Raw genomic sequence first — 20,544 nt, forward strand, 5'->3', positions numbered from 1 at the left:
TCGCAGCTCCGGGGCCCTCAGCCCGAGCGAGGACGGGGAGCGCCTGCTGAGCCATAGCGAGCGCGCGTAGTAGGCCAGCGAGGCGAGCGAGGAGCGGCTTGCGGGTGGGGCGAGACGAGCCGGCCGGCACCCTGCGGGTGAGCGCGCCTATCGCCTTCGGGCGCCGCTGCGTCGTGCCGGCAGCGGGCACCCTCGCCCAACGCTACCCACGCCTCGCGATCTCGCTCGATCTCGACGACCGTGTGGTCGACCTCGTCGGCGAGGGGCTCGACGTCGCGATCCGCATCGGCGGGTTAGCCGACAGCACGGCCATGATGCGCAAGCTCGCCGACAACCGCCGAATTCTGGTGGCAGCACCGGCCTATCTCGACGCGGCAGGTCGGCCGTCCACACCGGAGGAGGCCGCCGGCCACGCATTCCTGCGCTACGGAACGGCGACGGCACCCTGGCGCCTCAAGGGACCGGACGGTGCGATGGCGAGCCTCGCGGCGACTGCGCGCCTGCGCGTCGACGATGGCGACGCGGTCCATAGCTGGGGCTTGGCCGGACTCGGCATCATGCTGAAGTCCGAGGTCGACGTCGCGGTGGACCTCGTCGCCGGCCGGCTCGAGCGGGTGCTGCCGGGCTGGGACAGCGGCGAGGCACCGATCGTCGCGCTCTACCCCAGCGCCCGTCACCTGCCGCTCAAGACGCGCGTGTTCCTCGACACGGTCGAATGGCAGGTTGCGACGATGCCGAGTGCGGAAGCAAATCAGTCTACCGCGCATGGCAGGCGGCCTCCGTCCTGATGGTCCTCGCAGAGCGTCCCTCGAATTCGCTCAAGCACCTCGGGCCTCGGCGGAGTCGGGATGGATGATCAAAAGCAGAGCGGCTTGCATCTTACCGTGCGTCTGAATGAATTTCTGCGATTAACCAGTCACAAAATGACATAATGGTCGGATCTTGCACATCCTGAGGACGGCAAACCACATAGTATGCTAACGCACAATCCATAATGGGACCGAACGGACGGATCAGCCGGCCGTCCTCCAGATCCTGCTCAACGAGTGTGGTGCGCCCAAGGGCCACGCCGTTGCCGGTCATTGCCATGCGGTAGGCCGCAGCGGAGTCGTTGATGCGAAGGCCACGCTCGCTCCCGGATACATCGAGCTCAGCCGCGAGGTGCCAGTCACGCCATGTTCGGAAGGCCGGTGTCGAGGCCATCGATGTGTCATGGATGAGCGGATGATGGCGCAGATCCGCGGGCGTCCGCAGTGGCAGAGATCCCTCCAGCAGCGCCGGGCTGCACACTGGGAAGAATGCGTCGCGCGCGAAGGCAAAAGCCGCTAAGCCCGGCCATGCGCCGGCACCGTAGCGAATGCCCACGTCAACGGACTGGCTCGCAAAATCGACGAGCGCCGTGCTCGTGTCGATCAGCAGCTCACAGTCAGGGTGTTGCCGTTTGAACGCCTCAAGGCGGTGAAGAAGCCATTTGTCGGCGAACGCACTCGGCACGGTGACGGACAGGGCCCGGCGCTTCCGAGCCGATCGCAGCCGGTCCATGGCCGCCGACAGGCGGGCGAACCCAGCTTGCAGGTCGGGGATCGCGGCTTTCGCGGCCTCGGTGATGACCAGCCGGGCCGGCCCCGACTGGGCACGGTGAAACAGCTCGACGCCGAGGCTCTCCTCAAGGCGCCGGACGAGCTGGCCCACGGCGGCTGGCGTGACGTTCAGCTCCTGCGCGGCCAGCGCGAAGCTCTGGTGGCGCGCGGCCGCTTCGACGGCACGCAGCGCGTTGAGGTGGTCAGGAGCTCTCATGCGCTAAACATTATCTATATCGGCGGACGAGATCATCCCATTTGTGGCGCCCCGCAGCCAGCTCCATAGTCTCCCTCACGGAACGCGCGCTCCGACTTTCCCGAGTTTTCGAAAGTCAGGAGAATACCCATGAAGCTCAACAACAAGATCGCCCTCGTTACGGGCGGTACATCTGGTATTGGTCTTGCCGCGGTCACGCTGTTTCGGCGTGAGGGAGCCAAGGTCGTCGCTGTCGGAACCGATCGGGAGCGACTGAAGCAGGTTGAGACGCAGCTGGGGGAGGACGGCCTCGCCATGGCTGCCAACCTGCGCCGGCCTGCCGAGATCGATCGTGTGATCGAGGTGGTGCGGGATCGCTACGGCCGCGTCGACGTGCTGTTCGCCAATGCGGGCCTGGGCCGAGCCGCTTCCCTGGAGGCAGTCACGGAAGCCGATCTCGATGAGCAGTTCGAGGTCAACGTCAAGGGCCTGTTCTTCACCGTCCAGAAGGCGGTGCCGCTGATCGCCAGAGGCGGCAGCATCGTACTGACCACCTCCTTCCTGAACACGAAGGGCACACCGGGCCTGTCGATCCTGTCCGCCACCAAGGCGGCGGTGCGCTCGCTGGCTCGCACGCTCGGCGCTGAGCTTGCGCCGCGCGGCATCCGGATCAACGCCGTGAGCCCCGGGCCGATCAGCACGCCCTTCGCCAGCAAGATGGGCCTGAGCGAGCAGGAGCTGAAGGCCTTCGCCGAAGGGGTCGAGGGGCAGGTGCCGCTGCAGCGCTTCGGTGAGGCAGCCGAAGTGGCGCGGGCCGCTCTGTTCCTCGCCAGTGACGACAGCTCCTACGTGACCGGTACGGAGGTCGTGGTCGACGGAGGCTTGTCCCAGTTCTAAATCTTTTCTGCCAAATAGAAATCTGCTCCTGGCGATTTCATGCTCGCCGGAGCATTATATGTCAACAAAACGACGGTTTTTCAGCCACTTAAACCTGTAAGGTTTGCGTGCTTGGAAATCAAAACCCAGGGCTAGGCGCATCGGCTCGGCGTATGGAACCACGTACGCGGGGCAAGTCGGGAGCAGCCGCAATCGACCCCATCCAGACCATCGTCGATAGCGTCTCGCAGGTCCGGTTGGGATCAGAGAGCAGTCCCTCACTCCCGTCAGAACACGTGAGCTATGTGCATCAGGGCAACATGTGTAAGGACCGGTGGCGGTCAGTCGGCTTCCGTGGGGGCTTTGCGAAGGAAGGCCAATACATCGTCCAGCGGGAGGGAGCCGGGGTACTCAGGGACGGCGAGGCTCACGGGTGCGCCCAGGGCCGCCATGATGTCCCGCAGCCCCTCCACCCAGGCTTCGGCCTCGGACTGAGCCGCAAAGCCGGCGCGGACCATCGTCTTGTCCGGCTCGATGGTCACCGTGACGGCAAATCGCCCGTCCGGCATGTCGAAGATTTGGTAGCTCACGCGACGCGCCATCTGGGAGACGTAGCGCGGATTGGTGTTCAAACAATGGGGTAGGCAGTCAGCCTTGTCTCCAATCGCGATGCTTGAGGAGCGCGAACGGGATAACCGATATCTGTTGCACTTCCGGCTTCTGACTTATGGAATCAATGCGGAAATCTCATTCGGCCAGTCGCGTCCCAGACGTTTTGGTGCTTGGCCCGACGCCTTGGGGCACCGGCACCGATGCGCCTGCGTAGTTGCTGTTGATGTGGAGTGTGGCCTTGTCTGTGACTTGTAACTTATTAGCAATCACGACTGTCCACGGTGATTGATCAGAAACTTTATTGCCATTGCCACCAATCAAAAGCGTTGCGTTCGGAAGATAAACCGTACCGTACATCTTGCGGACGTTCTTCGCAGTGAGTTCAAGCGTGCCTGTAAAACTACGATCTGCTATTAAAGCAAATCCCGCAAAAGACCCACCCTTGCGGCCTTCTAGTGACAAACCGGCATTGCCATTGAAATTTATCGATCCAAAGTCTTTGAGGAATACAACAACATCAGTTCCGACAATCTGTGCGTTTCCGCCCATTTTTAATGATCCGCCCGTAAAATAGTGCTCACCGGCAGCCAGCGTCACGGTTTCATTGCCAGACAGCTTGATGTCGCCGCAGTGAAGCCCGGGGTTCAAATAGGATGTGCTGGTGATACTCGTCGTATCGCACCCGGCTGGGTACGCGATGTTCAACGCGGCGAACGGATCCGACATGACGCGCGTCCCGGTGAGCGGGGTGGGACTGATCGCGCCGGACGCACCACCCGCCGCACGTGCATCTCCCGCAGTCACCGCCGCGCCCCCCATTGCGGTGAGATCGCTGTTGCTCTGCACGAGGCATCCAGCCGCGTTCAAGGCTCCGCTGCTGTCGAGACCAACCACCGCGCCACCGCCGCTCTGGATGCCAAGCACGCACAGGGGACCGCTGGCGTAGCGAATGGCTTTGGCGCTGACGTTCAGGTTCCAGCCACCGGGGGGAAGGAGGCTACGGAAGAAAGATGGGCGATGCGCTGCCTGACTGACTGTCATCGCAGAGTTTTGGGAGTCGAGTACGGCGGACGAGGTAACGGTCCAGCGCAGGCGGGTCGGATCCGCCATACTGTCCGCATAGGCCTTGGTCCGCTCAGTGGTGGCCGAGGAAAGATCGATGCCGAGTTCGCCGGCACCTTTCAGGGCGGCCATGTCCACGACGGTTTGCAACTTCGAGCGCGTAAAGAAGACCTCGGCAACCTCAACCGCCCCGAGGGTCACCATCGCCAGGGCCGGCAGCACCATAGAGAGGATGACTATGATCGCGCCACTCTGATCGCGCCGAAATGCGCACGCCCAGGCAAGCGCGCTTTCAGCGACGGTCCCCGACGAAATCGTTAACGCTCGTTTACACCATCCCACCCAAGGCAAGAAGTTATCCAACCCGTGTCACTCGTTTCATGTACGGGTATAGTGACTTACATTAAAATTTCCCTAAGACATGCACCAGACAATCGTAACGGATTTCAGTCCTAAGTTGTGAAGGTGCCACGTCCAGCACCGCACGCGGTCAGTCGATCCTCATAAATCTTGATCTATGTTTGCTCGACCGCCCCAATCGGCTGCTTCGGTCCGCCTTGCGGACCCTCGTCTCGCGATGGTCGAACGACCGCTTCCCACCCCCAGAGGTCATTCCGTCGTCTGGATCTGAATGTAAGAAAAACGACTCATTCCTGATACGATGGCGGATCGGCTGGGACTGACGCGACTTACGCGAGAGCCGCGAATGCCGGCGGGTGTCAACAAACCCTGTCAGGCATTCAAATGTAAGTAAAATGCTCCCAATCTCGGCCATTGCAGCCGCCATCCCGGTCCATAGAGGACTACCCTACTGGACCGGTCGAGCCCGTCTGCACCCCTATCGTCTTTGCGTGATGCTGGTCGACAGGGGGTCGTTGGGAAGGGCTCAGGCTGCCTTGCGGGGCCGGCCCAATCCGCTGTTCTTCGCGAGCTCCGAGCGCTGAGCCGCGTAGGTAGCTGCTACCATCGGATAGTCGTGCGGCAGGCCCCACTTGCGGCGGTATTCCTCCGGGGTGAGACCGCGCGTAGAAAGGTGCCGCTTGAGCGACTTGTACTGGCGGCCGTCCTCGAGACTGATCAGGTAGTCCGGGGTCACCGTCTTCTTGATCGGCATCAGCGGAACCGGCTTCTCGGGCGCGTCGGCAACCACTTGCCCCAGATTGGTCAGCGAGGCGTGGACTGATGCGATCAGGTCAGGCAGAGCCGCAACCGGAAGGGAGTTCTTGGACACGTAGGCCGACACGATATCGGCAGCGAGTCCAATGAGAGTAGCCGATGAGCCTTGGTCTTGTTGCGACACGGAAAGCTTTCCCACTGCATGGCTTGGTTCACGATCGAGCAATGGCACCGTATCGAGCATCATACAAGGTCGCACAACCCCAAGCAGGCGATCCGCCTACCTGATCCAGTGGAGGACGACATCCTCAACGGAAAAATACACACCGACCACGGCGATCACGAAACCTCCCGCCACGAGGAGCACGCCCGAGAGCGACAGCGTGCATCGGGCACGCTGTCGTCGCCATGGGTTTGTCGGGCCCACGTCACTCGGCTGCGCTGGCTTCGGCCTTCTTCGGCCGGCCACGACGTGCAGGCTTAGCGTCGGCCGGCGCCGTGACGATAGGATCGGGTGTGACCCGCTTCTCAGCCGCCTTCCTGGCGTCAGCCCAATCACGGCGGAGTTGGCCGAGGCCGAGGCTCTTGGCGAGTTCGGAGCGCTGGGCCGCGTAGGTGGCCGCCACCATCGGGTAGTCGCGCGGCAGACCGTACTTCTGGCGGTACTCGTCGGGGGTCAGGCCATTCGAGGTCAGGTGCCGCTTGAGCGACTTGTAGGCCTTACCATCGATGAAGCTGATGATGGCGTCCGGCGTGACGGACTTGCGGATCTGGGCCGCGGTGACCTTGTGATCCTCAGCGGGTATGGCGGCGGGCTGACCGAGGCCGCTCAGCGAAGCGTGTACCGAGGCGATCAAGCCGGCCAGTTCGGCGACCGGAACGTTGTTCTTACTCACATAGGCCGACACGATATCGGCCGCGAGATCGATGAACTCAGGCTGTTGGGCTTGGGCCTCGTCCGACACGTCAGTTCTTCCTGATACGAGGATCCATCCAGATCCGAACATGGAAAGCTCTATGAAGGTTCACGAGCGTTGAGCAAGTGCCTGCCGGAGGCCAATCCCCAACCATCGACGAAATAGGCTTGCTCATCAGCAATCTGACGCACGCCGTCACCATCGTGCAAAAATACTTTTTAGGCGCGGCGCCCTCACGACTGCATACCCGCTGATGGCGAGCGGCTTATAAGATCCCCCAAGCCCGGTAGCGTCCTCGACCGGTAAGCTCGCGCAGGCCGAGTTCGGCCACGAGGGTCTGGGCGGCGCGCTGCGTCACGCCGAGCTCGTCGGCGATGGTCGTGGTGGAGACCAGCGGGCGGGCGAGCACGAGATCGATGAGGCGTGGCAGGCTGGAACTCCCCCTCCTCCCCCGCACCTTGAGCAACAGCCCCTCGCGCGCCAGCATCCAGCGGTCGTGGTCCCTCATGCCCTGCTCAGCCCCCGCCGTGACGGCGCCGAGGATGGTCAGACAGCGGGTCAGCGGATCGCGCACGAGCCAGCGGTCGCGCGGTACGCGGCGCAGGGCGCTGGCGAGGGCGGGCAGGTGGTGTCGGGCCTTGCCGCGGCCGCGCAGGAGGTCGGCGGCGAGGAGCGGCCCGAGCCAGGCGCGATGCTGCAGCGGCTCGAGGGCGGTCCAGGCATCGACCGCGACGGTGGCGGCGAGGACCGGCGGCAGGATGCGGGTGTCGGCGACCGCGTGGCGCCAGGCGGCGAGGCGTTCGGTCTCGCCCCAGGCCGGATCGTAGACGAGCGGCGATTTCTCTCTCACCGGACCGGGGTCGGTGAGGAGGCGGCTGGAGCGAGCGATCAGGGCGTCGATCCCGGCGAGCTCGGCCGCGAAGGCGCTGTCGACGTCTGCGAGCTCCTCAAGCAACTCCTCGTCTGCGTCGTCGATCGGCGGCGCGGCGGGCACCGGGACCGTGTCCAGACTTCCTGCCGCATCCGGATCCTCGGACAGGGTGGTGAGGCCGGTGGGGCTGGTGGCCCAGCCAGGCTCTGCGGCGGCGACACGGCGGCGGGTGCGCAGGACGGCGTGGGCGCGGGTGAGCTCTTGCGAGGGGGCGTGCCGATCGCGACCGGCGTCGTGGAGGACGAGGTCCTCGAGGAGGACGAGGTCGCCGTGGAGGGCGAGGCTGGCGCAGGCGTCGGCGAAGTCGGTGCGAGCGCACCAGCCATGGCGGATGGGGCTAGTGGCGAGGAGCTGGTCGAGACGAGCGAGGGCGTCCTCGGCGGCGGCCAGCGGCGTGGCGAGGGCGGCCCAGGGGAGCAGCTCGGGCAGACGGTAACTCATTGCGAGGATTGTACTGATCCGTCATGACGGAAGCGACAACGCATTTCGCTTCGCACACCTGGATCACTGCGTGAGTGCTATCCTGACCATTGATAATGTTCCCTTATCGGTGGTGATAGACGTGGGGCCGAAAATCGGCTTGGATGCGGTCCAGATCCCTGCTGAAGCCCGCCCGCGATGTCCGATCTCCCCCCTGCCCTCCTCCCGGATCCGACCCTCGCCCGGGAGCGCGACCTGGATGCGCTGGCAGGTCTCCTGCCCTTCGATGCCCGCGAACGGCTGGCCGTCCTCCTCACCGACGAGGACGCCGCCACCCTCAAACACCTCGCCCGCTCCGGCATGGGCGCCAACACCCTGCGGGCGCTCGCCTCCGATCTCGGCTACCTCGAGGCCTGGTGCCTCGCAGCGACTGGCCACCCCCTGCCCTGGCCCGCCACGGAGGCCCTGGCGCTAAAATTCCTCGCCCATCACCTCTGGGATCCGGCCGAGCGCGAGAGCGATCCCCGCCACGGCATGCCCAGCACCGTCGAGGATGACCTTCGGTCCCGCGGCCTGCTCCGGGTCGCGGGTCCGCACGCGGTCTCGACCGTGCGCCGGCGTCTCGCCCACTGGTCGACCCTGCATCGCTTCCGCGGCGTCGACGGGCCCTTCAAGGCGCCGCGCCTGCGCACCGCCCTCTCGCTCGCGGTGCGGGCAAACCGGCGGCCCCGCACCCGCAAGAGTGCGCGGGCGGTCACCGCCGCGGTGGTCGAGAAGCTGCTCACCACCTGCCTGTACGAGCATCGGCTGGTCGATGCGCGCGACCGGGCATTGCTGCTGGTCGCCTTCGCGTCGGGCGGTCGACGTCGGGCCGAAGTTGCGGGCCTGCGGGTCGAAGATCTCGTGCGCGAGGCTCCCGTGCGGCGCGATCCGGCCGATCCGGATAGCCCCATGGTGCCGAAGATCACGATCCGGCTCGGGCGCACCAAGACCACCACGGCGGAGGACGACGCCCGGGTCGTGGTGATCGGGCGTGCCGCCACGGCCCTGCTCGACTGGCTGGCGCTCGCCAAGATCGAGACCGGAGCGGTGTTCCGGCGCGTCGACCGCTGGGGCCGGCTCGGCGCGACAGCTCTCGATCCACAGAGCGTGAACGCGATCCTGAAGGCGCGCTGCGTTCGAGCCGGGCTCGACCCGGCGCTGTTCTCAGCGCACGGACTAAGGTCGGGGTTCATGACCGAGGCCGGGAAGCAAGGTGTGCCGCTGCCCGAGGCGATGCAGCTGTCGCAGCATCGCTCGGTGCAGCAAGCGGCGCGCTACTACAACGAGGCTGAGATCGACAGGGGCAAGGCCGTCCGGCTGATTTGAGAAATCAGGCGGGCCATAGCAAGAGGACCGCGGGGCGAACTCACAGCCGGATCGGCAGGCGATTTCATCCTCACCCAGTGACGCATGCGACAGTCAAGCTTCGGTTGCGAGCTTCTGTTTCGCGCCATTTCCAGACCTTCCTATTTGTGCGGCGGCAGGTCCGTTGTTGATGCTTGAGAGGACCTGCATCTGAAAGCGTGGCTCTGAAGCGCCTGGTCCGGCGGGGGATGCCGGGCTGGTTCGCCCGAACCGGAGATTCACATCGAGACCGGAGCCCAGCAGGACGGCTCGCTGAAAATATATTAGAAGCACCTAAATAAGTAGCTGTAACGTTCTGAGATGCGGACCCATGGATGCCGTGACGCCAACCGACCTGCTGCGCCTCCAGGACAAGGCGGCTGACGCCGCGCGCCTGTTGCGCCTCCTCGCCAACGAGAAGCGCCTGCTCATCCTGTGCCTGCTCGTCGCCCGCGGAGAAGTGGACGTGACGAGCCTCGCCGAGGCTGTCGAGCTCAGCCAGTCGGCCCTGTCGCAGCACCTCGCCAAGCTCCGCGAAGACGGGCTCGTCGCGTTCCGACGCGAGAGCCAGACTCTGTACTACCGGCTGGAGGACCCCAGGGCCGCGCGGCTGCTGGGGACCTTGAAGGACATCTTCTGCCCGGACATGGGCTGAGTGCACGGAGCCCTTGCGCCCGCAGCTTGACCTCTCTCGGGTGAATAAATGGGCTGGATGGCGCCAGGGGTTGTGCGCCACCCGGCTCAGCTTTCAATTATTCCAAACCTAATATTTATTTCGTCTCCTCGGTCGGCCTCCTATCATCCGTCGTGCAGATGTCCGGCAAGAAGTCCTCATCGATCCTCCACCTCAAGCGCTATGTCGGCTGCCGGCTGTTCGACCCCAAGAGCCAGGTCTACCTGTCAGCAGAGGAGCTTGAGCGCCTCATTCGGCAGGGCATACGGGTCAGGGTCCGTGAGGTGGAAACGGGGCAGGATGTGACCGACGCGGTGGTCCGCCCGAACCTGCAATAGTCTTGTGTCGGCCGGATACCCGGGGCGGCGTCAGCCTCGCAGGATCTCCGCCTCCAGCCCTCGCCGGTCCGACCGATTGCGGAGGCGCAGGCTCAACCCGCTCCGACGAGACGCCATCTCCGCTATGGCCAGACCGAGCCCGCTTCCCGTCGCGCTCTTGTGGCGTCCACGGAAGAAGCGCTTCGTGACGTGCAGCAACTCCTCCTGGGGGATGCCGGGTCCTTCGTCGCGCACGACGATGCCCTCACCGCCCGGTCGCGGGGCCCATTCCACGAGCCCGGCCTGCATGTGCTGCACGGCGTTCTCGTGCAGGTTGCGGACGGCGAGACGCAGGCTCTCGGGGTCGGCCCGCATCGTGTAGCCATGCAGCTCTGGATCGACGACGGTCCGGATTTCCGCTGGCACTCGCATGCCCGCCACGGTCTCGGCCACCAGCGCGCCCACGTCGATCTCCGTCAGAGGCCGGGTCTCCTCGGCGGCGTCGAGCCGGGCAGCGTCGAGGAGCTGGCGGACGAGGCGTGTCGTACGATCCACGGCTGCGAGAATCTGGCGAAGTGCGACTCTCGTGATGTCAGGGTCGGTCGCGGCCATGGCGACCTGGGCCTGCGTCTTCAAACCGGCGAGCGGGGTGCGCAGCTCGTGCGCGGCGAACGCCGTCACCTCCCGTTCGTGCCGCCGCGCCGCCTCGACCTTGAGGAACAGCCCGTTGAGGGCATCCGCCAAGGGGCGGACCTCCGTCGGCGCTTGGCCGGCGTCGATGGCGCTCATGTCGTCGGCGTCGCGTGCCGCGAGGTTCCGGGCCATCAGCCGTAAGGGCCGCAGGCCGCGCCCGAGGCTCACCCAGATCAGCATCCCGAGTAGCGGCACGACGAGGAGCGCGGGGGTGAGCAGGCCCATGATGAGGTCGGTGACGAGGCGCTCGCGCAGGCTGAGACGGTCGCCGACCAGGACACGCAACCCCTTCTCGGCATCCTCCGCCGTGAAAATCCGCCAGGTCTCGCCGTCGACCTCGCGCTCGGAGAAGCCCGCCGGCGCGTCGGTCAGGCGTCGCTCCGGGGCTCCGCTCGACCGCGCGACCATGCGGCCGTCGAGAGACCAGATCTGGCAGGAGAGCTGCCGCTCGTAGGCCGTCGGCGCCGGGAACGTGCGTGGCGTCCCGTCCGGGGCCGTGCCGCCGACCGCACCCACCAGGGAGCTGACCATGCGCGCGGCTTCCTGGAGGCGGTTGTCGAGGACCTGCTCCACCTCGCGCTTCGACCCCAGGTAGATCCAGGCGACCGCGCTGAGCCAGATCAGGCCGGTTGCGACGAGCAAAATGGCGAAGAGCCTGACGCGTAGAGACCTCATGCGGCTGCCCTCATGCGGTAACCGAGGCCGCGCACCGTCTCGATGGCGTGCCGGCCGATCTTGGCGCGCAGGTTGTGCACGTGCACCTCGACCGCGTTGCTCTCGACCTCCTCCTGCCAGCCGTAGAGGCGCTCCTCCAACTCCGCCTTCGAGCGCAGCATGTTCGGGCGTTCCATCAGTGCCGCCAGCACCATGAACTCGCGCCGCGACACCGGGACCGGTTCCCCGTGGAGCGTGACGGCAAGCTCGGCCGGGTCGAGGCGGATGCCGGCATGTTCCAGGCAGGCCGCGGCCCGTCCTGACGCCCGCCGGACGACGGCGCGGATGCGGGCCGAGAGCTCGTCGAGGTCGAAGGGCTTGCCGAGGTAGTCGTCGGCCCCGCCGTCGAGCCCTGCGATTCGGTCCGCCACCGCATCCCGGGCCGTGAGCAGGACAACCGGCGTGCGGTCGCCCCGCTCGCGCAGCCCACGCAGCACGTCGAGCCCGGACCCGTCGGGCAGCATCAGGTCGAGCACCACGGCGCCGAAGCCGCTCGCGGCGAGGGCGGCCTCGGCGTCCGCGCAGGTGACGACGCACTCGACGGTCGCGCCGGACAGCCCGAGCCCGGCCCTGAGGCCGTCCGAGAGGATGGGGTCGTCCTCGACGACGAGGATGCGCATGCGTGTCTCCGTTGGCTGCCTGGCACCCTCCGGGCCAGGCTTAAGCCTGGCTTAAGCTACGTTTCCGACCGGCGGCGGACCGATCCGAGCCCGGAACCCGCCCGCTCATGCCGAACGTTCTCGCCAACGTCATCCTCGCCGTCCTGGTCTGGGCGGGGTCATCGCTGTGGTCGCCGGGTCATTGCCGCGAGCCCGCCGCACGGCAGGCGCCGTTCACTCTCGACGTGACCCGCGACGAGGACCTCTCGCTTCGCCTGAAATGGATCATCGCCCCCGGCACCTACCTCTACCGAGACAAAATCGGCGCCTCGGACGGTAGCGGTCGGGAGCTTCCCGTGACGACCGCTGCGGGCGAAACCAAGGACGACCCGAACTTCGGGGCGACCGAGGTCTACCACGGCGCGGCCGAGGCCGTCGTGCCGGGCGCCGCGCTCGCGGGGGTGCGCGACGTGCGCGTCACCTACCAGGGCTGTGCCGAGAAGGGCATCTGCTACCCGCCGGTCACCCGGGTCGTCGAGGTGCCTGCGCCGGGTCCGCAAGCGGCGGCCGTTCCGGCGAACCCAGCGGTGTCCGCGAGTGCGCCCCCGGCCGACACGAAGCCTGAGACCGGAAGAGCCCTGCTCTCCGGCAATCTCGCGGGCGTCCTGGCGACGTTCCTCGGGCTCGGCCTGCTCCTGGCCTTCACCCCGTGCGTGCTCCCGATGGTCCCGGTGTTGGCCGGTATGCTGACGCGCTCCGGGGGGCGCCTCTCGGCCGCGCGCGGTTTCGTCCTGTCCGGCACCTACGCGCTCGCGATGGCGCTGGCCTACGGCACGCTCGGCGTGGCCGCGGCATGGTCCGGACGCAACCTCCAGGTCGCGCTCCAGACTCCCGTCGCGCTGGGACTGCTCGCCGTGACTTTCGCCGCCCTGGCGCTGTCGATGTTCGGTGCGTTCGACATCGCGCTGCCGGCCGGCGCCGCCACCCGCCTGTCCCGCCTGAGCGGGCGCAGGCTCGGCGCGCTCGGCGGCGCTGCCGTCATGGGCTTCACCTCTGCCCTGATCGTGGGGCCCTGCGTGACGCCGCCGCTCGCCGCGGCCCTGCTCTACGTCGCCCAAACCGGGGACGTGGCACGCGGCGCCTCCGCCCTGTTCGCGCTCGGCCTCGGCATGGGTCTGCCGCTGGTCGCGTTCGGGACGTTCGGGGCGGGGATCCTGCCGGAGTCCGGCCCTTGGCTCGTTTCCGCCAAGCAGGCCTTCGGTGTCGTGTTTCTCGGGTTGGCCATCACGATGGTCTCCCGCCTCATGCCACCCGAGGTTACGCTCGCGCTCTGGGGCCTGTTGGCCGTCGGCGTCGGCGTGTTCGTCGGTGCCTTCGACGCCCTCCCGGCCGGTGCCGGAGGCCGGCTGGGCAAGAGCGTCGGCATCGTCGCGGTGACCTATGGCTGCGCCCTCGTCGTCGGCGCCTCGGCGGGTGGGACCGACCCGCTCCGGCCGCTCGCCGGCTTCGGCCAGGCCCAAGCCGTGCACGCCTCCAACACCCGCGTCGTGGCCTCGCTGCCTGCCTTCGAGACCGCCCTTCAGGCCGCCCGCGCCGCGGGCAAGCCGGTACTCGTCGAGTTCGCCGCCGACTGGTGCACCGTCTGCAAGACCAACGAGCGGACGGTCCTGGCGGACGCCGGCATCCGGGAGCGCCTGAAGGCCGTCTCCGTCATCAGGGCCGACGTCACCCGCGACGACGCCGACACCCGGGCTCTGATGCAGCGGTTTGAGGTCGTCGGTCCGCCGACCCTCATCCTGATGCGCCCCGACGGTGACGAGGTCCGGGAGGCCCGCACCGAGGGAGAGCTCACGGTTGAGGACCTGACGCGCCGCCTCGCCCTGGTCGGCGCCTGAGCCCCCACTTTCGATAACCCCACGGAGATCGTCATGGACCGCAGGACCCTGCTCGCCCTTCTGCCCGCCGTCGCGCTCGCGCCCGCCCTGCTCTCGCTGGCGCCGCATACGGAGGAGGCCTTCGCTCAAGGCATTGATGCGAACGCCATCCTCAACGACTCGGAAGCGCCGGTCTCGGGCAACCCGAAGGGCGACCTGACCATCGTCGCCTTCCTCGATTACAACTGCCCCTTCTGCAAGAAGGCCGAGCCCGACCTCACCCGCCTGGTGAAGGCGGACGGGCGCATCCGCCTCGTCCACAAGGACTGGCCGATCCTCGGCGACGCTTCCGTCTACGGCGCCCAGCTCGCCCTCGCGGCGAAGTACCAGGGCCGCTACGACGCCGTGCACAGGGCCCTCATGGCCATCCCAGGCCGCAAGATCCCGAAGGAGCGAATGCTGGAGGCAGTGGCCGCCTCGGGCGTCGACATGGCCCGCCTGGAGGAGGACCGGCGGGCTCACCAAGCCGAGATCGGCGCCTTGCTCCAGCGCAACCTCGACCAGGCCGATGCCCTCGGCCTGCAGGGCACGCCGGTCTTCCTGATCGGCCCGCTGAAGGTCGCTGCGGCGCTCGACTACGACGGCTTCAAGCAGGCTGTGGCCCAGGCGCGCGCCAAGGGTCGCTCGTGATGCGGCGGGTCTCACGTCTATCGGCGCTGATGGCGCTCGCCTCGGCGCTTGGCGCCTGCACGGCCTCGATGGGTGCGCCGGCCCCGGTCGCGGAGGCCCGGCCGCAGATCGCCCCGGATGCCCTGCGCCGATACGCGGCCATCACGGACGAGCCCTTCACCGTCGAGGCGGTCGATCCACGTGAGCTCAAGGCCCGCAATGTCCGCCAGGTCGTCGATTACCCCACGAAGGAGCCACCCGGCACCCTCGTCGTCGATCCCTACAGACGCTTCCTCTACCTCGTCTTGGAGGGCGGCAAGGCGATGCGCTACGGCGTCGGGGTCGGCAAGGCCGGCTTCGAGTTCACCGGCGAGGCGACGGTCGCCCGCAAGGCATCCTGGCCGCGCTGGACGCCGACGCCCGACATGATCCGGCGTGACCCGGCCCGCAACGGGCGCTGGGCCAGCGGCATGCCCGGCGGCGACAGGAACCCGCTCGGGGCGCGTGCGCTCTACCTGTTCAAGGACGGCAAGGACACGCTTTACCGGATCCACGGCACCACGGAGCCCTGGAGCATCGGCGAGGCGGTCTCCTCGGGGTGCATCCGCATGCTGAACCAGGACGTGATCGACCTGCACCGGCGCGTGCCCACCGGCACCAAGGTCGTGGTGCTCGGGTCACGAGGCACCAGCCACGCCACGCGGCAAGTCGCGCCCAAGACGACCGGCAGCCTCGGGAGCGGCGCGTCGGCCGGACCGGAGCCGGACGACGGCCTCGACCATGCGCGGCTCGATAGCCTGTCCGCCCGCGCCTCGGAGGCGCCGGAGCCATTCACCGACGACGGAGAGCCGGATGACGACGGTCTTTAGGAGCCTGGCGCTCGCGGTCCTTCTCGCAACCCTCGGCATGGGGGCCGCCCACGCCGGCTCGGAAGCTCCGGCCGGGTACTACGCCAACCAGAAGGTGGTCTATCATAACGGCGGCGGCCCCGACGGAGTCGCCTACTTCAAGCGCCTGCTCGGCAACCTGCGGAACCACGTCGACGCCGTGGGCAAGGATCACGTCGAGATCCGCGTGGTCAGCCTCGGCGACGGGTTGGCTCTGTTCCAGGCCGCCGCCGAGGACAAGGAACTCGCCGGACGCATCGACGCCCTCAAGGCTGCAGGCGTCAGATTCCTGGTCTGCGCCAATACCCTGAGGGAGCGGAAGATCGACCGCGGCGCTCTCTATGCGGTGGGCGAGGACGACATCGTGCCGAGCGGCGTTGCCGAGTTGGCGCGCCTGCAGGGCATGGGGTTCGCCTACATCCACCCGTAGCGCGGGGAACGGGAAGCCGTTCCGGCGCTCTCTCGTCAGAGCCTAGCTGCCATGAGGGCGTGGCTTGCCCGGCTGTCGTGGTCACCCGGACCCGGTCCGATAGGGCCGAAATCACCTCTGAGCGCCTTCAAGGCGTTGCGCTCGACCTCGATCTCGCGAGCCGTACGGAAGCCGAGGCGCCGAAGGACCGGCAAGGGCGGGCACCAGCCCTGCACGGCGTGCTGCAGCAGGAAAGCGGTCACCGCCAGGGGCAGGGCGAGCCACCGTCGGTCCGTGGCCAAGCCCAACACCGTTCCGGTGAGCGCCAGCGTCGCGGCGTTGGCTTCCAGCGTCCGCTCGATGTCCCACTCCGCGTCGAGCTCGCGCAGCCGGCGACCGATGTCTTGCGGGTGCTCGGCATGCCAGCGGACGCTCGCGTCGAGGTCTGCAGCGATCCGCCGGTTGTCGCGCGTGCCTGTGTGAAGCGAAACCCGCTCCGCTGTTCCAGGAATCATCGACCGCCTCGCTCTTGACATTATATTAGATATCACTAATTAAGCATCGTCTAATTCTAGCGTGGTTCGGGGATGGACCCCGTCCATGACAACCCCGGTGGCGGCGTGTGGATCATGCATTGCCCACGGGTGTGCCCCTTGCCGCGCGTCGGGAGTGACTGACCATGGACAGCTTCAAGCCATTGAGCGCCCTCCTCGGCGGCAGCCTGATCGGCGCTTCCGCGGCCCTGCTCCTGCTCCTCAACGGACGCATCGCCGGCATCAGCGGTATCCTCGGCGGCCTGCTCGCCTCGCCTTCGCGCGAGACCGGCTGGCGAGCCGCCTTCCTGGCCGGCCTGGTTCTGGCACCGTTGGTCTACGCCGGCTCGGGCGGGAGCCTGCCGGCGGTGGCGGTCGACGCCTCGTTTCCGCTCCTCGTGGTCGCGGGTCTGCTCGTCGGGTTCGGTGCACGCCTCGGGGCCGGCTGTACCAGCGGTCACGGCGTCTGCGGCATCGGTCGCGGCTCCCGCCGCTCGCTGATCGCGACCGGCACGTTCATGGCCGTCGCCATCCTGACCGTCCTCGTCACCCGTCACCTGCTCGGAGCCTGAGCCATGGCCAAGACCGTCTCCGCCTTCGCCGTCGGCCTGCTGTTCGGGATCGGGCTGCTCGTTTCCGGCATGGCCAACCCGGCGAAAGTCCTCGCCTTCCTCGACGTGACCGGACGCTGGGATCCGAGCCTTGCCTTTGTCATGGCGGGCGCCGTCGCTGTCTCGGCCGCCGGCTACCGCGTCGCGCGACGGCGCGGCCGGCCGGTGCTCGCCCCCCGATTGGAGATCCCGACCCGGCGCGACCTCGACCCAAGCCTGCTCGTCGGCGCCGCGCTCTTCGGCGTCGGCTGGGGTCTGGTCGGCCTCTGCCCCGGACCCGCCCTGACCATCCTCTCGGTGGTGCCGGCCCCCGCCGCGACCTTCGTGGCCGCCATGGCCGTGGGCATGCTGATGTTCCGCCTCGTGCCCCCGGCGACCTCGAACCCGAAGGCAGGCCGGGGAGCCGACGCGTGATGCCCGGCTTGCTCACATCCGGTCTCGCGACCGGCTCGGGCGGGGTCGTCGGCCTGATCCTCGGCCTCGTCGGCGGGGGCGGTTCGATCCTGGCGGTCCCGCTCCTGACCTACGTGGTCGGGGTGAGCTCGCCCCATGTGGCGATCGGCACCAGTGCCCTGGCGGTCTCGGTCAGCGCGGCCGGCAATCTCGTTCCGCAATGGCGGGCCGGAAACGTGAAGTGGCGCTGCGCGGTGGCGTTCTCGCTCGCAGGCATTCTTGGCGCGCTCGCCGGCTCGGCGGCAGCCAAGGCGGTCGATGGGCAGAGCCTGCTGGCGCTGTTCGGGGTGGTCATGCTCGTGGTCGGGGGGCTGATGCTGCGCAAGCGGCGCGGCGAGGGCGATCCGGAGGTGCGCCTTACCAAGGCCAGCGCCCCGGTGCTCCTGCCCTGGCTGCTCGGCATCGGCTTCGCGGTGGGCCTGTTCTCCGGTTTCTTCGGCATCGGCGGGGGATTCCTGATCGTGCCGGGCCTGATGCTGGCGACCTCGATGCCGCTGCCGATGGCCATCGGCACCTCGCTGGTCGCGGTCAGCGCCTTCGGGGCCGCCACCGCGGCAAGCTACGCCGTCTCAGGCCTGATCGACTGGCCGTTGGCTGGCCTATTCATCCTGGGCGGCGTGCTCGGCGGCCTCGTCGGTGCCGGCCTCGGCCGACGGCTCAGCCAGCACAAGCGCGCCCTGGCCCTCACCTTCGCCGGCCTCGTGATCCTGGTCGGCCTCTACGTGGTCGCCCGCGGGGCCCTGCCGCTCCTCGGAGCCACAACCTGAACTCGGAAGGAGGAGATCCATGTCCGACCAGACCATCCCGTCGTTGCGCGGTCGACCCATCGTGACCGGCTTCCACGACGAGACGACCGGCAGCATCCAGTACGTCGTTGCCGATCCCGAGACGAAGCGCTGCGCCATTATCGACCCGGTGCTCGACTTCGACCCGAAGTCTGGGGCGACCGCCACCCGCTCCGCCGACGCCCTGCTCGCCCATATCGAGCGCGAGGGCTACGAGTTGGAGTGGATCCTCGACACCCACCCGCACGCCGACCACTTCTCGGCCGCCGGCTACCTGCACGACAAGACTGGCATCCCGACCGCCATCGGCGAGACGGTCATCGAGGTGCAGCGGCTCTGGAAGGGGCTCTACAACCTGCCCGACGCGTTCCGGACGGACGGCTCGCAGTGGGACCGGCTCTTCGCCGAGGGCGAGCGCTTCCGGATTGGCAACCTCGACGTCGAGGTGATGTTCACGCCGGGCCACACGCTGGCCTCCATCGCCTACCGGGTCGGCGACGCCGCCTTCATTCACGACACCCTATTCATGCCCGACAGCGGGTCGGCGCGGGCCGACTTCCCGGGCGGCGACGCCCACGCGCTCTGGCGCAGCATCCAGCGCATCATGGCGCTGCCGGACGAGACGCGGCTGTTCACCGGGCACGATTACCGCCCGGATGGGCGCGAGGCGGCGTGGGAGAGCACGGTCGCCCGGCAGCGGGCCGAGAACCCGCACCTGGTCGAGACCCCGAGCGAGGAGGCATTCGTCCGCATGCGCAAGGCCCGCGACCGCGAGCTTCCGATGCCCAAGCTCATCCTGCATTCCCTGCAGGTGAACATCCGTGGCGGCCGCCTGCCCGAGCCCGAGGCGAACGGCAGGCGTTACCTGAAGATCCCGCTGGACGCCCTCGACGGCGCGGCCTAGGGCGCGTGATGGGGAAGCTATGATTATGAAGAACGCGAAGGACCTGGTGGCGGAAGCCAACCGCGAGGTGGAGACCCTGTCGGCCGAGGAGGCGCTGGCTTGCCTCGGTGAGCCGGGCACGGTGCTCGTTGACGTTAGGGAAGGCGAGGAACTGGCCAAGACCGGCAGGATCGCCGGCGCGGTCCATGTGCCGCGCGGCTTCCTAGAGTTCCAGGCCGACCCGGCGAGCCCGACGCACAAGGCCGAGCTTCGGGATGATCGGAGGCTGGTTCTCTACTGCGGCTCGGGCAACCGATCGGCCCTGGCCGCCAAGACCCTCAAGGACATGGGGCTCAGGTCAGTCGCCCACGTCGCTGGGGGCTTCTCCGCGCTGGAGAAAGCGGGAGCACCGGTTGAGCGGGTGTGAACAAGGCCGTCATGTTCCACTCCTGATCTACCGAACGGATCATCTAGAGCCGAGGTAGTAATAGGGGACGAAGGCCGACCCTTGACCTTCCCATCATGGGAAGCCCCATCTCGACGTGACGCCACTGAAGGGAGAGCGTCATGTATCGCTACAAGGTCGAGAAAATGGGCTGCGGCGGCTGCGCCAAGTCGGTTACCCGCGCCGTGCAGACCGTCGAGCCGAATGCCCGGGTCGAGGTCGACCTGGGGGCCAAGCTTGTATCCGTTTCGGATACAGTCGGTCCGGCGGACCGGATCGCCCAGGCCATCGCCGCCGCTGGCTACCCCGCCGAGCCGCTGCTCGCGGCAGCTTGAAACCCGAAGACGGCAACCAAACTTGCATTCGGGCATTCACGTCCCACCCGCGGACATAGTCCCGCCATCCGAAAAGGTGTAACCCAGACCCATGAGCCTCGACCGGCAAATCGTGCGCCTGATGGCGGCGATGATCCTCGCGATCATCGCCTACGTCGCGCCGTCCGCCGTCCAGGCCCATGAGGGGCACGTGCACCACGGCCACCACATGGCCGCGACGCAGCCGAAGGTCGCCCCGCCGGCGGCCCAGGCGTCGGTCACCGCGCCCGCCAAGCCGGCGGCTCGGTCCGAGGCGCCGACCTGGTCCAAGGTCGCGCTCGCCCCGGTCGCCGAAGCGGCGCGCATCGAGCCGGTCGGGGACGATTGCTGCCGGCCCGGTTGCGGGACCCGCTGCTGCGGGATGATGGCCTGCTGCGCCACCGGCGTCCTCCCGGGCCCTTCCGTCCTGTCGCCCACGTTGTTCGGGACCGTCACGCTGATCCCGGATGACGTGACCGGCCGTGCCGGCCCCGGCCCCGAGGCCCTGCCCAAGCCCCCACGAACCCTCGCGTGACGTAGGGCGCGCCTG

At 67.6% G+C, this 20,544-nt stretch carries 25 protein-coding genes; 16 read left to right on the top strand and 9 right to left on the bottom strand.

Translation table 11 applies throughout. The features are described 5' to 3' along the window. Nucleotides 1-104 precede the first annotated feature (104 nt). Entirely contained in the window at nucleotides 105-788 is a 684-nt protein-coding gene (locus VQ02_RS24550) for a substrate binding domain-containing protein (RefSeq protein WP_053080532.1), read from the top strand. Nucleotides 789-879: 91 nt separating this feature from the next. Here VQ02_RS24550 and gcvA read toward each other — a convergent pair whose 3' ends face one another. After that, complete coding sequence (gene gcvA, locus VQ02_RS24555) at nucleotides 880-1,797, bottom strand: transcriptional regulator GcvA (RefSeq protein WP_048446862.1); 918 nt, start codon at nucleotides 1,795-1,797, stop codon at nucleotides 880-882. Between the two features lie 129 nt (nucleotides 1,798-1,926). Between gcvA and VQ02_RS24560 the strand changes: the two genes are divergently transcribed. Further along, nucleotides 1,927-2,673, top strand: a complete 747-nt coding sequence (locus VQ02_RS24560) for an SDR family oxidoreductase (protein WP_048446863.1) — start codon at nucleotides 1,927-1,929, stop codon at nucleotides 2,671-2,673. A 320-nt stretch (nucleotides 2,674-2,993) separates the two neighbouring features. Here VQ02_RS24560 and VQ02_RS24565 read toward each other — a convergent pair whose 3' ends face one another. The 5 genes from VQ02_RS24565 to VQ02_RS24580 form a co-directional block, all read right to left on the bottom strand. Further along, nucleotides 2,994-3,242, bottom strand: coding sequence for a hypothetical protein (locus VQ02_RS24565; RefSeq protein ID WP_245239838.1), 249 nt, complete (start codon nucleotides 3,240-3,242; stop codon nucleotides 2,994-2,996). Between the two features lie 157 nt (nucleotides 3,243-3,399). Then, nucleotides 3,400-4,689 (bottom strand): TadE/TadG family type IV pilus assembly protein, encoded by a 1,290-nt coding sequence (locus tag VQ02_RS36010; protein WP_157080794.1) that lies wholly within the window; start codon nucleotides 4,687-4,689, stop codon nucleotides 3,400-3,402. 523 nt (nucleotides 4,690-5,212) lie between these two features. Next, the gene (locus VQ02_RS24570) at nucleotides 5,213-5,686 is read right to left on the bottom strand and encodes a Ros/MucR family transcriptional regulator (RefSeq protein ID WP_083469425.1); all 474 of its coding nucleotides are present in this window, start codon (nucleotides 5,684-5,686) and stop codon (nucleotides 5,213-5,215) included. 184 nt (nucleotides 5,687-5,870) lie between these two features. After that, nucleotides 5,871-6,407 (bottom strand): Ros/MucR family transcriptional regulator, encoded by a 537-nt coding sequence (locus VQ02_RS24575; protein WP_048446865.1) that lies wholly within the window; start codon nucleotides 6,405-6,407, stop codon nucleotides 5,871-5,873. A gap of 217 nt (nucleotides 6,408-6,624) precedes the next feature. Continuing rightward, nucleotides 6,625-7,731 (bottom strand): RHE_PE00001 family protein, encoded by a 1,107-nt coding sequence (locus tag VQ02_RS24580; RefSeq protein WP_048446866.1) that lies wholly within the window; start codon nucleotides 7,729-7,731, stop codon nucleotides 6,625-6,627. 177 nt (nucleotides 7,732-7,908) lie between these two features. Here VQ02_RS24580 and VQ02_RS24585 point away from each other — a divergent pair, with 177 nt between their 5' ends. From VQ02_RS24585 to VQ02_RS24595, 3 genes are all read left to right on the top strand, one after another. Then, the gene (locus VQ02_RS24585; protein WP_048446867.1) at nucleotides 7,909-9,078 is read left to right on the top strand and encodes a site-specific integrase; all 1,170 of its coding nucleotides are present in this window, start codon (nucleotides 7,909-7,911) and stop codon (nucleotides 9,076-9,078) included. Nucleotides 9,079-9,427: 349 nt separating this feature from the next. Then, on the top strand, nucleotides 9,428-9,751 hold the full coding sequence (locus VQ02_RS24590) for an ArsR/SmtB family transcription factor (protein ID WP_048446868.1): 324 nt from the start codon (nucleotides 9,428-9,430) through the stop codon (nucleotides 9,749-9,751). Nucleotides 9,752-9,909: 158 nt separating this feature from the next. Next, nucleotides 9,910-10,107, top strand: coding sequence for a polyhydroxyalkanoate synthesis regulator DNA-binding domain-containing protein (locus VQ02_RS24595; protein WP_048446891.1), 198 nt, complete (start codon nucleotides 9,910-9,912; stop codon nucleotides 10,105-10,107). A gap of 30 nt (nucleotides 10,108-10,137) precedes the next feature. Here VQ02_RS24595 and VQ02_RS24600 read toward each other — a convergent pair whose 3' ends face one another. Both VQ02_RS24600 and VQ02_RS24605 read right to left on the bottom strand, forming a co-directional pair. Beyond that, nucleotides 10,138-11,454 carry an ATP-binding protein gene (locus VQ02_RS24600; protein ID WP_048446869.1) on the bottom strand — a complete coding sequence of 439 codons (1,317 nt, stop codon included), beginning with the start codon at nucleotides 11,452-11,454 and terminating at the stop codon, nucleotides 10,138-10,140. Further along, on the bottom strand, nucleotides 11,451-12,113 hold the full coding sequence (locus tag VQ02_RS24605) for a response regulator (RefSeq protein ID WP_048446870.1): 663 nt from the start codon (nucleotides 12,111-12,113) through the stop codon (nucleotides 11,451-11,453). Before VQ02_RS24605 ends, VQ02_RS24600 begins: the two co-directional genes overlap by 4 nt. 107 nt (nucleotides 12,114-12,220) lie before the next feature. Here VQ02_RS24605 and dsbD point away from each other — a divergent pair, with 107 nt between their 5' ends. From dsbD to VQ02_RS24625, 4 genes are read left to right on the top strand one after another with little or no spacing between them, the layout of a single operon-like run. Then, nucleotides 12,221-13,987 carry a protein-disulfide reductase DsbD gene (dsbD, locus tag VQ02_RS24610; RefSeq protein ID WP_048446871.1) on the top strand — a complete coding sequence of 589 codons (1,767 nt, stop codon included), beginning with the start codon at nucleotides 12,221-12,223 and terminating at the stop codon, nucleotides 13,985-13,987. A 33-nt stretch (nucleotides 13,988-14,020) separates the two neighbouring features. Beyond that, nucleotides 14,021-14,656, top strand: a complete 636-nt coding sequence (locus VQ02_RS24615) for a DsbA family protein (protein ID WP_048446872.1) — start codon at nucleotides 14,021-14,023, stop codon at nucleotides 14,654-14,656. Then, complete coding sequence (locus tag VQ02_RS24620; RefSeq protein WP_048446873.1) at nucleotides 14,656-15,504, top strand: L,D-transpeptidase; 849 nt, start codon at nucleotides 14,656-14,658, stop codon at nucleotides 15,502-15,504. Before VQ02_RS24615 ends, VQ02_RS24620 begins: the two co-directional genes overlap by 1 nt. Continuing rightward, the gene (locus VQ02_RS24625) at nucleotides 15,488-15,952 is read left to right on the top strand and encodes a DsrE family protein (RefSeq protein ID WP_048446874.1); all 465 of its coding nucleotides are present in this window, start codon (nucleotides 15,488-15,490) and stop codon (nucleotides 15,950-15,952) included. The genes VQ02_RS24620 and VQ02_RS24625 overlap by 17 nt, the downstream gene beginning before the upstream one ends. Before the next feature lie 35 nt (nucleotides 15,953-15,987). On the opposite strand, the gene VQ02_RS24630 is transcribed toward VQ02_RS24625, so the two are convergent. After that, a complete protein-coding gene (locus VQ02_RS24630; protein WP_048446875.1) occupies nucleotides 15,988-16,446 on the bottom strand; it encodes a DUF2892 domain-containing protein in 459 nt (152 codons plus the stop codon). Nucleotides 16,447-16,610: 164 nt separating this feature from the next. Here VQ02_RS24630 and VQ02_RS24635 point away from each other — a divergent pair, with 164 nt between their 5' ends. The 7 genes from VQ02_RS24635 to VQ02_RS24665 all read left to right on the top strand — a co-directional run bounded on the left by VQ02_RS24635 (nucleotide 16,611) and on the right by VQ02_RS24665 (nucleotide 20,529). Beyond that, complete coding sequence (locus VQ02_RS24635; protein WP_048446876.1) at nucleotides 16,611-17,036, top strand: YeeE/YedE family protein; 426 nt, start codon at nucleotides 16,611-16,613, stop codon at nucleotides 17,034-17,036. Between the two features lie 3 nt (nucleotides 17,037-17,039). After that, nucleotides 17,040-17,489, top strand: a complete 450-nt coding sequence (locus VQ02_RS24640; RefSeq protein WP_048446877.1) for a DUF6691 family protein — start codon at nucleotides 17,040-17,042, stop codon at nucleotides 17,487-17,489. Beyond that, complete coding sequence (locus VQ02_RS24645; RefSeq protein ID WP_048446878.1) at nucleotides 17,489-18,295, top strand: sulfite exporter TauE/SafE family protein; 807 nt, start codon at nucleotides 17,489-17,491, stop codon at nucleotides 18,293-18,295. The genes VQ02_RS24640 and VQ02_RS24645 overlap by 1 nt, the downstream gene beginning before the upstream one ends. 19 nt (nucleotides 18,296-18,314) lie before the next feature. Then, entirely contained in the window at nucleotides 18,315-19,217 is a 903-nt protein-coding gene (locus VQ02_RS24650; RefSeq protein WP_048446879.1) for an MBL fold metallo-hydrolase, read from the top strand. Nucleotides 19,218-19,236: 19 nt separating this feature from the next. After that, the gene (locus VQ02_RS24655) at nucleotides 19,237-19,623 is read left to right on the top strand and encodes a rhodanese-like domain-containing protein (RefSeq protein WP_048446880.1); all 387 of its coding nucleotides are present in this window, start codon (nucleotides 19,237-19,239) and stop codon (nucleotides 19,621-19,623) included. Between the two features lie 140 nt (nucleotides 19,624-19,763). Further along, entirely contained in the window at nucleotides 19,764-19,976 is a 213-nt protein-coding gene (locus tag VQ02_RS24660; RefSeq protein WP_048446881.1) for a heavy-metal-associated domain-containing protein, read from the top strand. Nucleotides 19,977-20,067: 91 nt separating this feature from the next. Then, nucleotides 20,068-20,529, top strand: coding sequence for a hypothetical protein (locus tag VQ02_RS24665; protein WP_048446882.1), 462 nt, complete (start codon nucleotides 20,068-20,070; stop codon nucleotides 20,527-20,529). Nucleotides 20,530-20,544: the final 15 nt, after the last annotated feature.

This window comes from Methylobacterium variabile (assembly GCF_001043975.1).
Classification (GTDB): Bacteria; Pseudomonadota; Alphaproteobacteria; order Rhizobiales; family Beijerinckiaceae; genus Methylobacterium; species Methylobacterium variabile.

Bases quoted from the DNA above. Each gene is read 5' to 3' on its own strand.
- VQ02_RS24620 (WP_048446873.1), top strand. From the start codon at position 14,656: ATGCGGCGGGTCTCACGTCTATCGGCGCTGATGGCGCTCGCCTCGGCG.
- VQ02_RS24635 (WP_048446876.1), top strand. From the start codon at position 16,611: ATGGACAGCTTCAAGCCATTGAGCGCCCTCCTCGGCGGCAGCCTGATC.
- VQ02_RS24595 (WP_048446891.1), top strand. From the start codon at position 9,910: ATGTCCGGCAAGAAGTCCTCATCGATCCTCCACCTCAAGCGCTATGTC.
- VQ02_RS24585 (WP_048446867.1), top strand. From the start codon at position 7,909: ATGTCCGATCTCCCCCCTGCCCTCCTCCCGGATCCGACCCTCGCCCGG.
- VQ02_RS24625 (WP_048446874.1), top strand. From the start codon at position 15,488: ATGACGACGGTCTTTAGGAGCCTGGCGCTCGCGGTCCTTCTCGCAACC.
- VQ02_RS24645 (WP_048446878.1), top strand. From the start codon at position 17,489: ATGCCCGGCTTGCTCACATCCGGTCTCGCGACCGGCTCGGGCGGGGTC.
- gcvA (WP_048446862.1), bottom strand. From the start codon at position 1,797: ATGAGAGCTCCTGACCACCTCAACGCGCTGCGTGCCGTCGAAGCGGCC.
- VQ02_RS24650 (WP_048446879.1), top strand. From the start codon at position 18,315: ATGTCCGACCAGACCATCCCGTCGTTGCGCGGTCGACCCATCGTGACC.
- VQ02_RS24615 (WP_048446872.1), top strand. From the start codon at position 14,021: ATGGACCGCAGGACCCTGCTCGCCCTTCTGCCCGCCGTCGCGCTCGCG.
- VQ02_RS24570 (WP_083469425.1), bottom strand. From the start codon at position 5,686: ATGCTCGATACGGTGCCATTGCTCGATCGTGAACCAAGCCATGCAGTG.
- VQ02_RS24580 (WP_048446866.1), bottom strand. From the start codon at position 7,731: ATGAGTTACCGTCTGCCCGAGCTGCTCCCCTGGGCCGCCCTCGCCACG.
- VQ02_RS24600 (WP_048446869.1), bottom strand. From the start codon at position 11,454: ATGAGGTCTCTACGCGTCAGGCTCTTCGCCATTTTGCTCGTCGCAACC.
- VQ02_RS24590 (WP_048446868.1), top strand. From the start codon at position 9,428: ATGGATGCCGTGACGCCAACCGACCTGCTGCGCCTCCAGGACAAGGCG.
- VQ02_RS24630 (WP_048446875.1), bottom strand. From the start codon at position 16,446: ATGATTCCTGGAACAGCGGAGCGGGTTTCGCTTCACACAGGCACGCGC.
- VQ02_RS24660 (WP_048446881.1), top strand. From the start codon at position 19,764: ATGTATCGCTACAAGGTCGAGAAAATGGGCTGCGGCGGCTGCGCCAAG.
- VQ02_RS24665 (WP_048446882.1), top strand. From the start codon at position 20,068: ATGAGCCTCGACCGGCAAATCGTGCGCCTGATGGCGGCGATGATCCTC.
- VQ02_RS24640 (WP_048446877.1), top strand. From the start codon at position 17,040: ATGGCCAAGACCGTCTCCGCCTTCGCCGTCGGCCTGCTGTTCGGGATC.
- dsbD (WP_048446871.1), top strand. From the start codon at position 12,221: ATGCCGAACGTTCTCGCCAACGTCATCCTCGCCGTCCTGGTCTGGGCG.
- VQ02_RS24560 (WP_048446863.1), top strand. From the start codon at position 1,927: ATGAAGCTCAACAACAAGATCGCCCTCGTTACGGGCGGTACATCTGGT.
- VQ02_RS24655 (WP_048446880.1), top strand. From the start codon at position 19,237: ATGATTATGAAGAACGCGAAGGACCTGGTGGCGGAAGCCAACCGCGAG.
- VQ02_RS24605 (WP_048446870.1), bottom strand. From the start codon at position 12,113: ATGCGCATCCTCGTCGTCGAGGACGACCCCATCCTCTCGGACGGCCTC.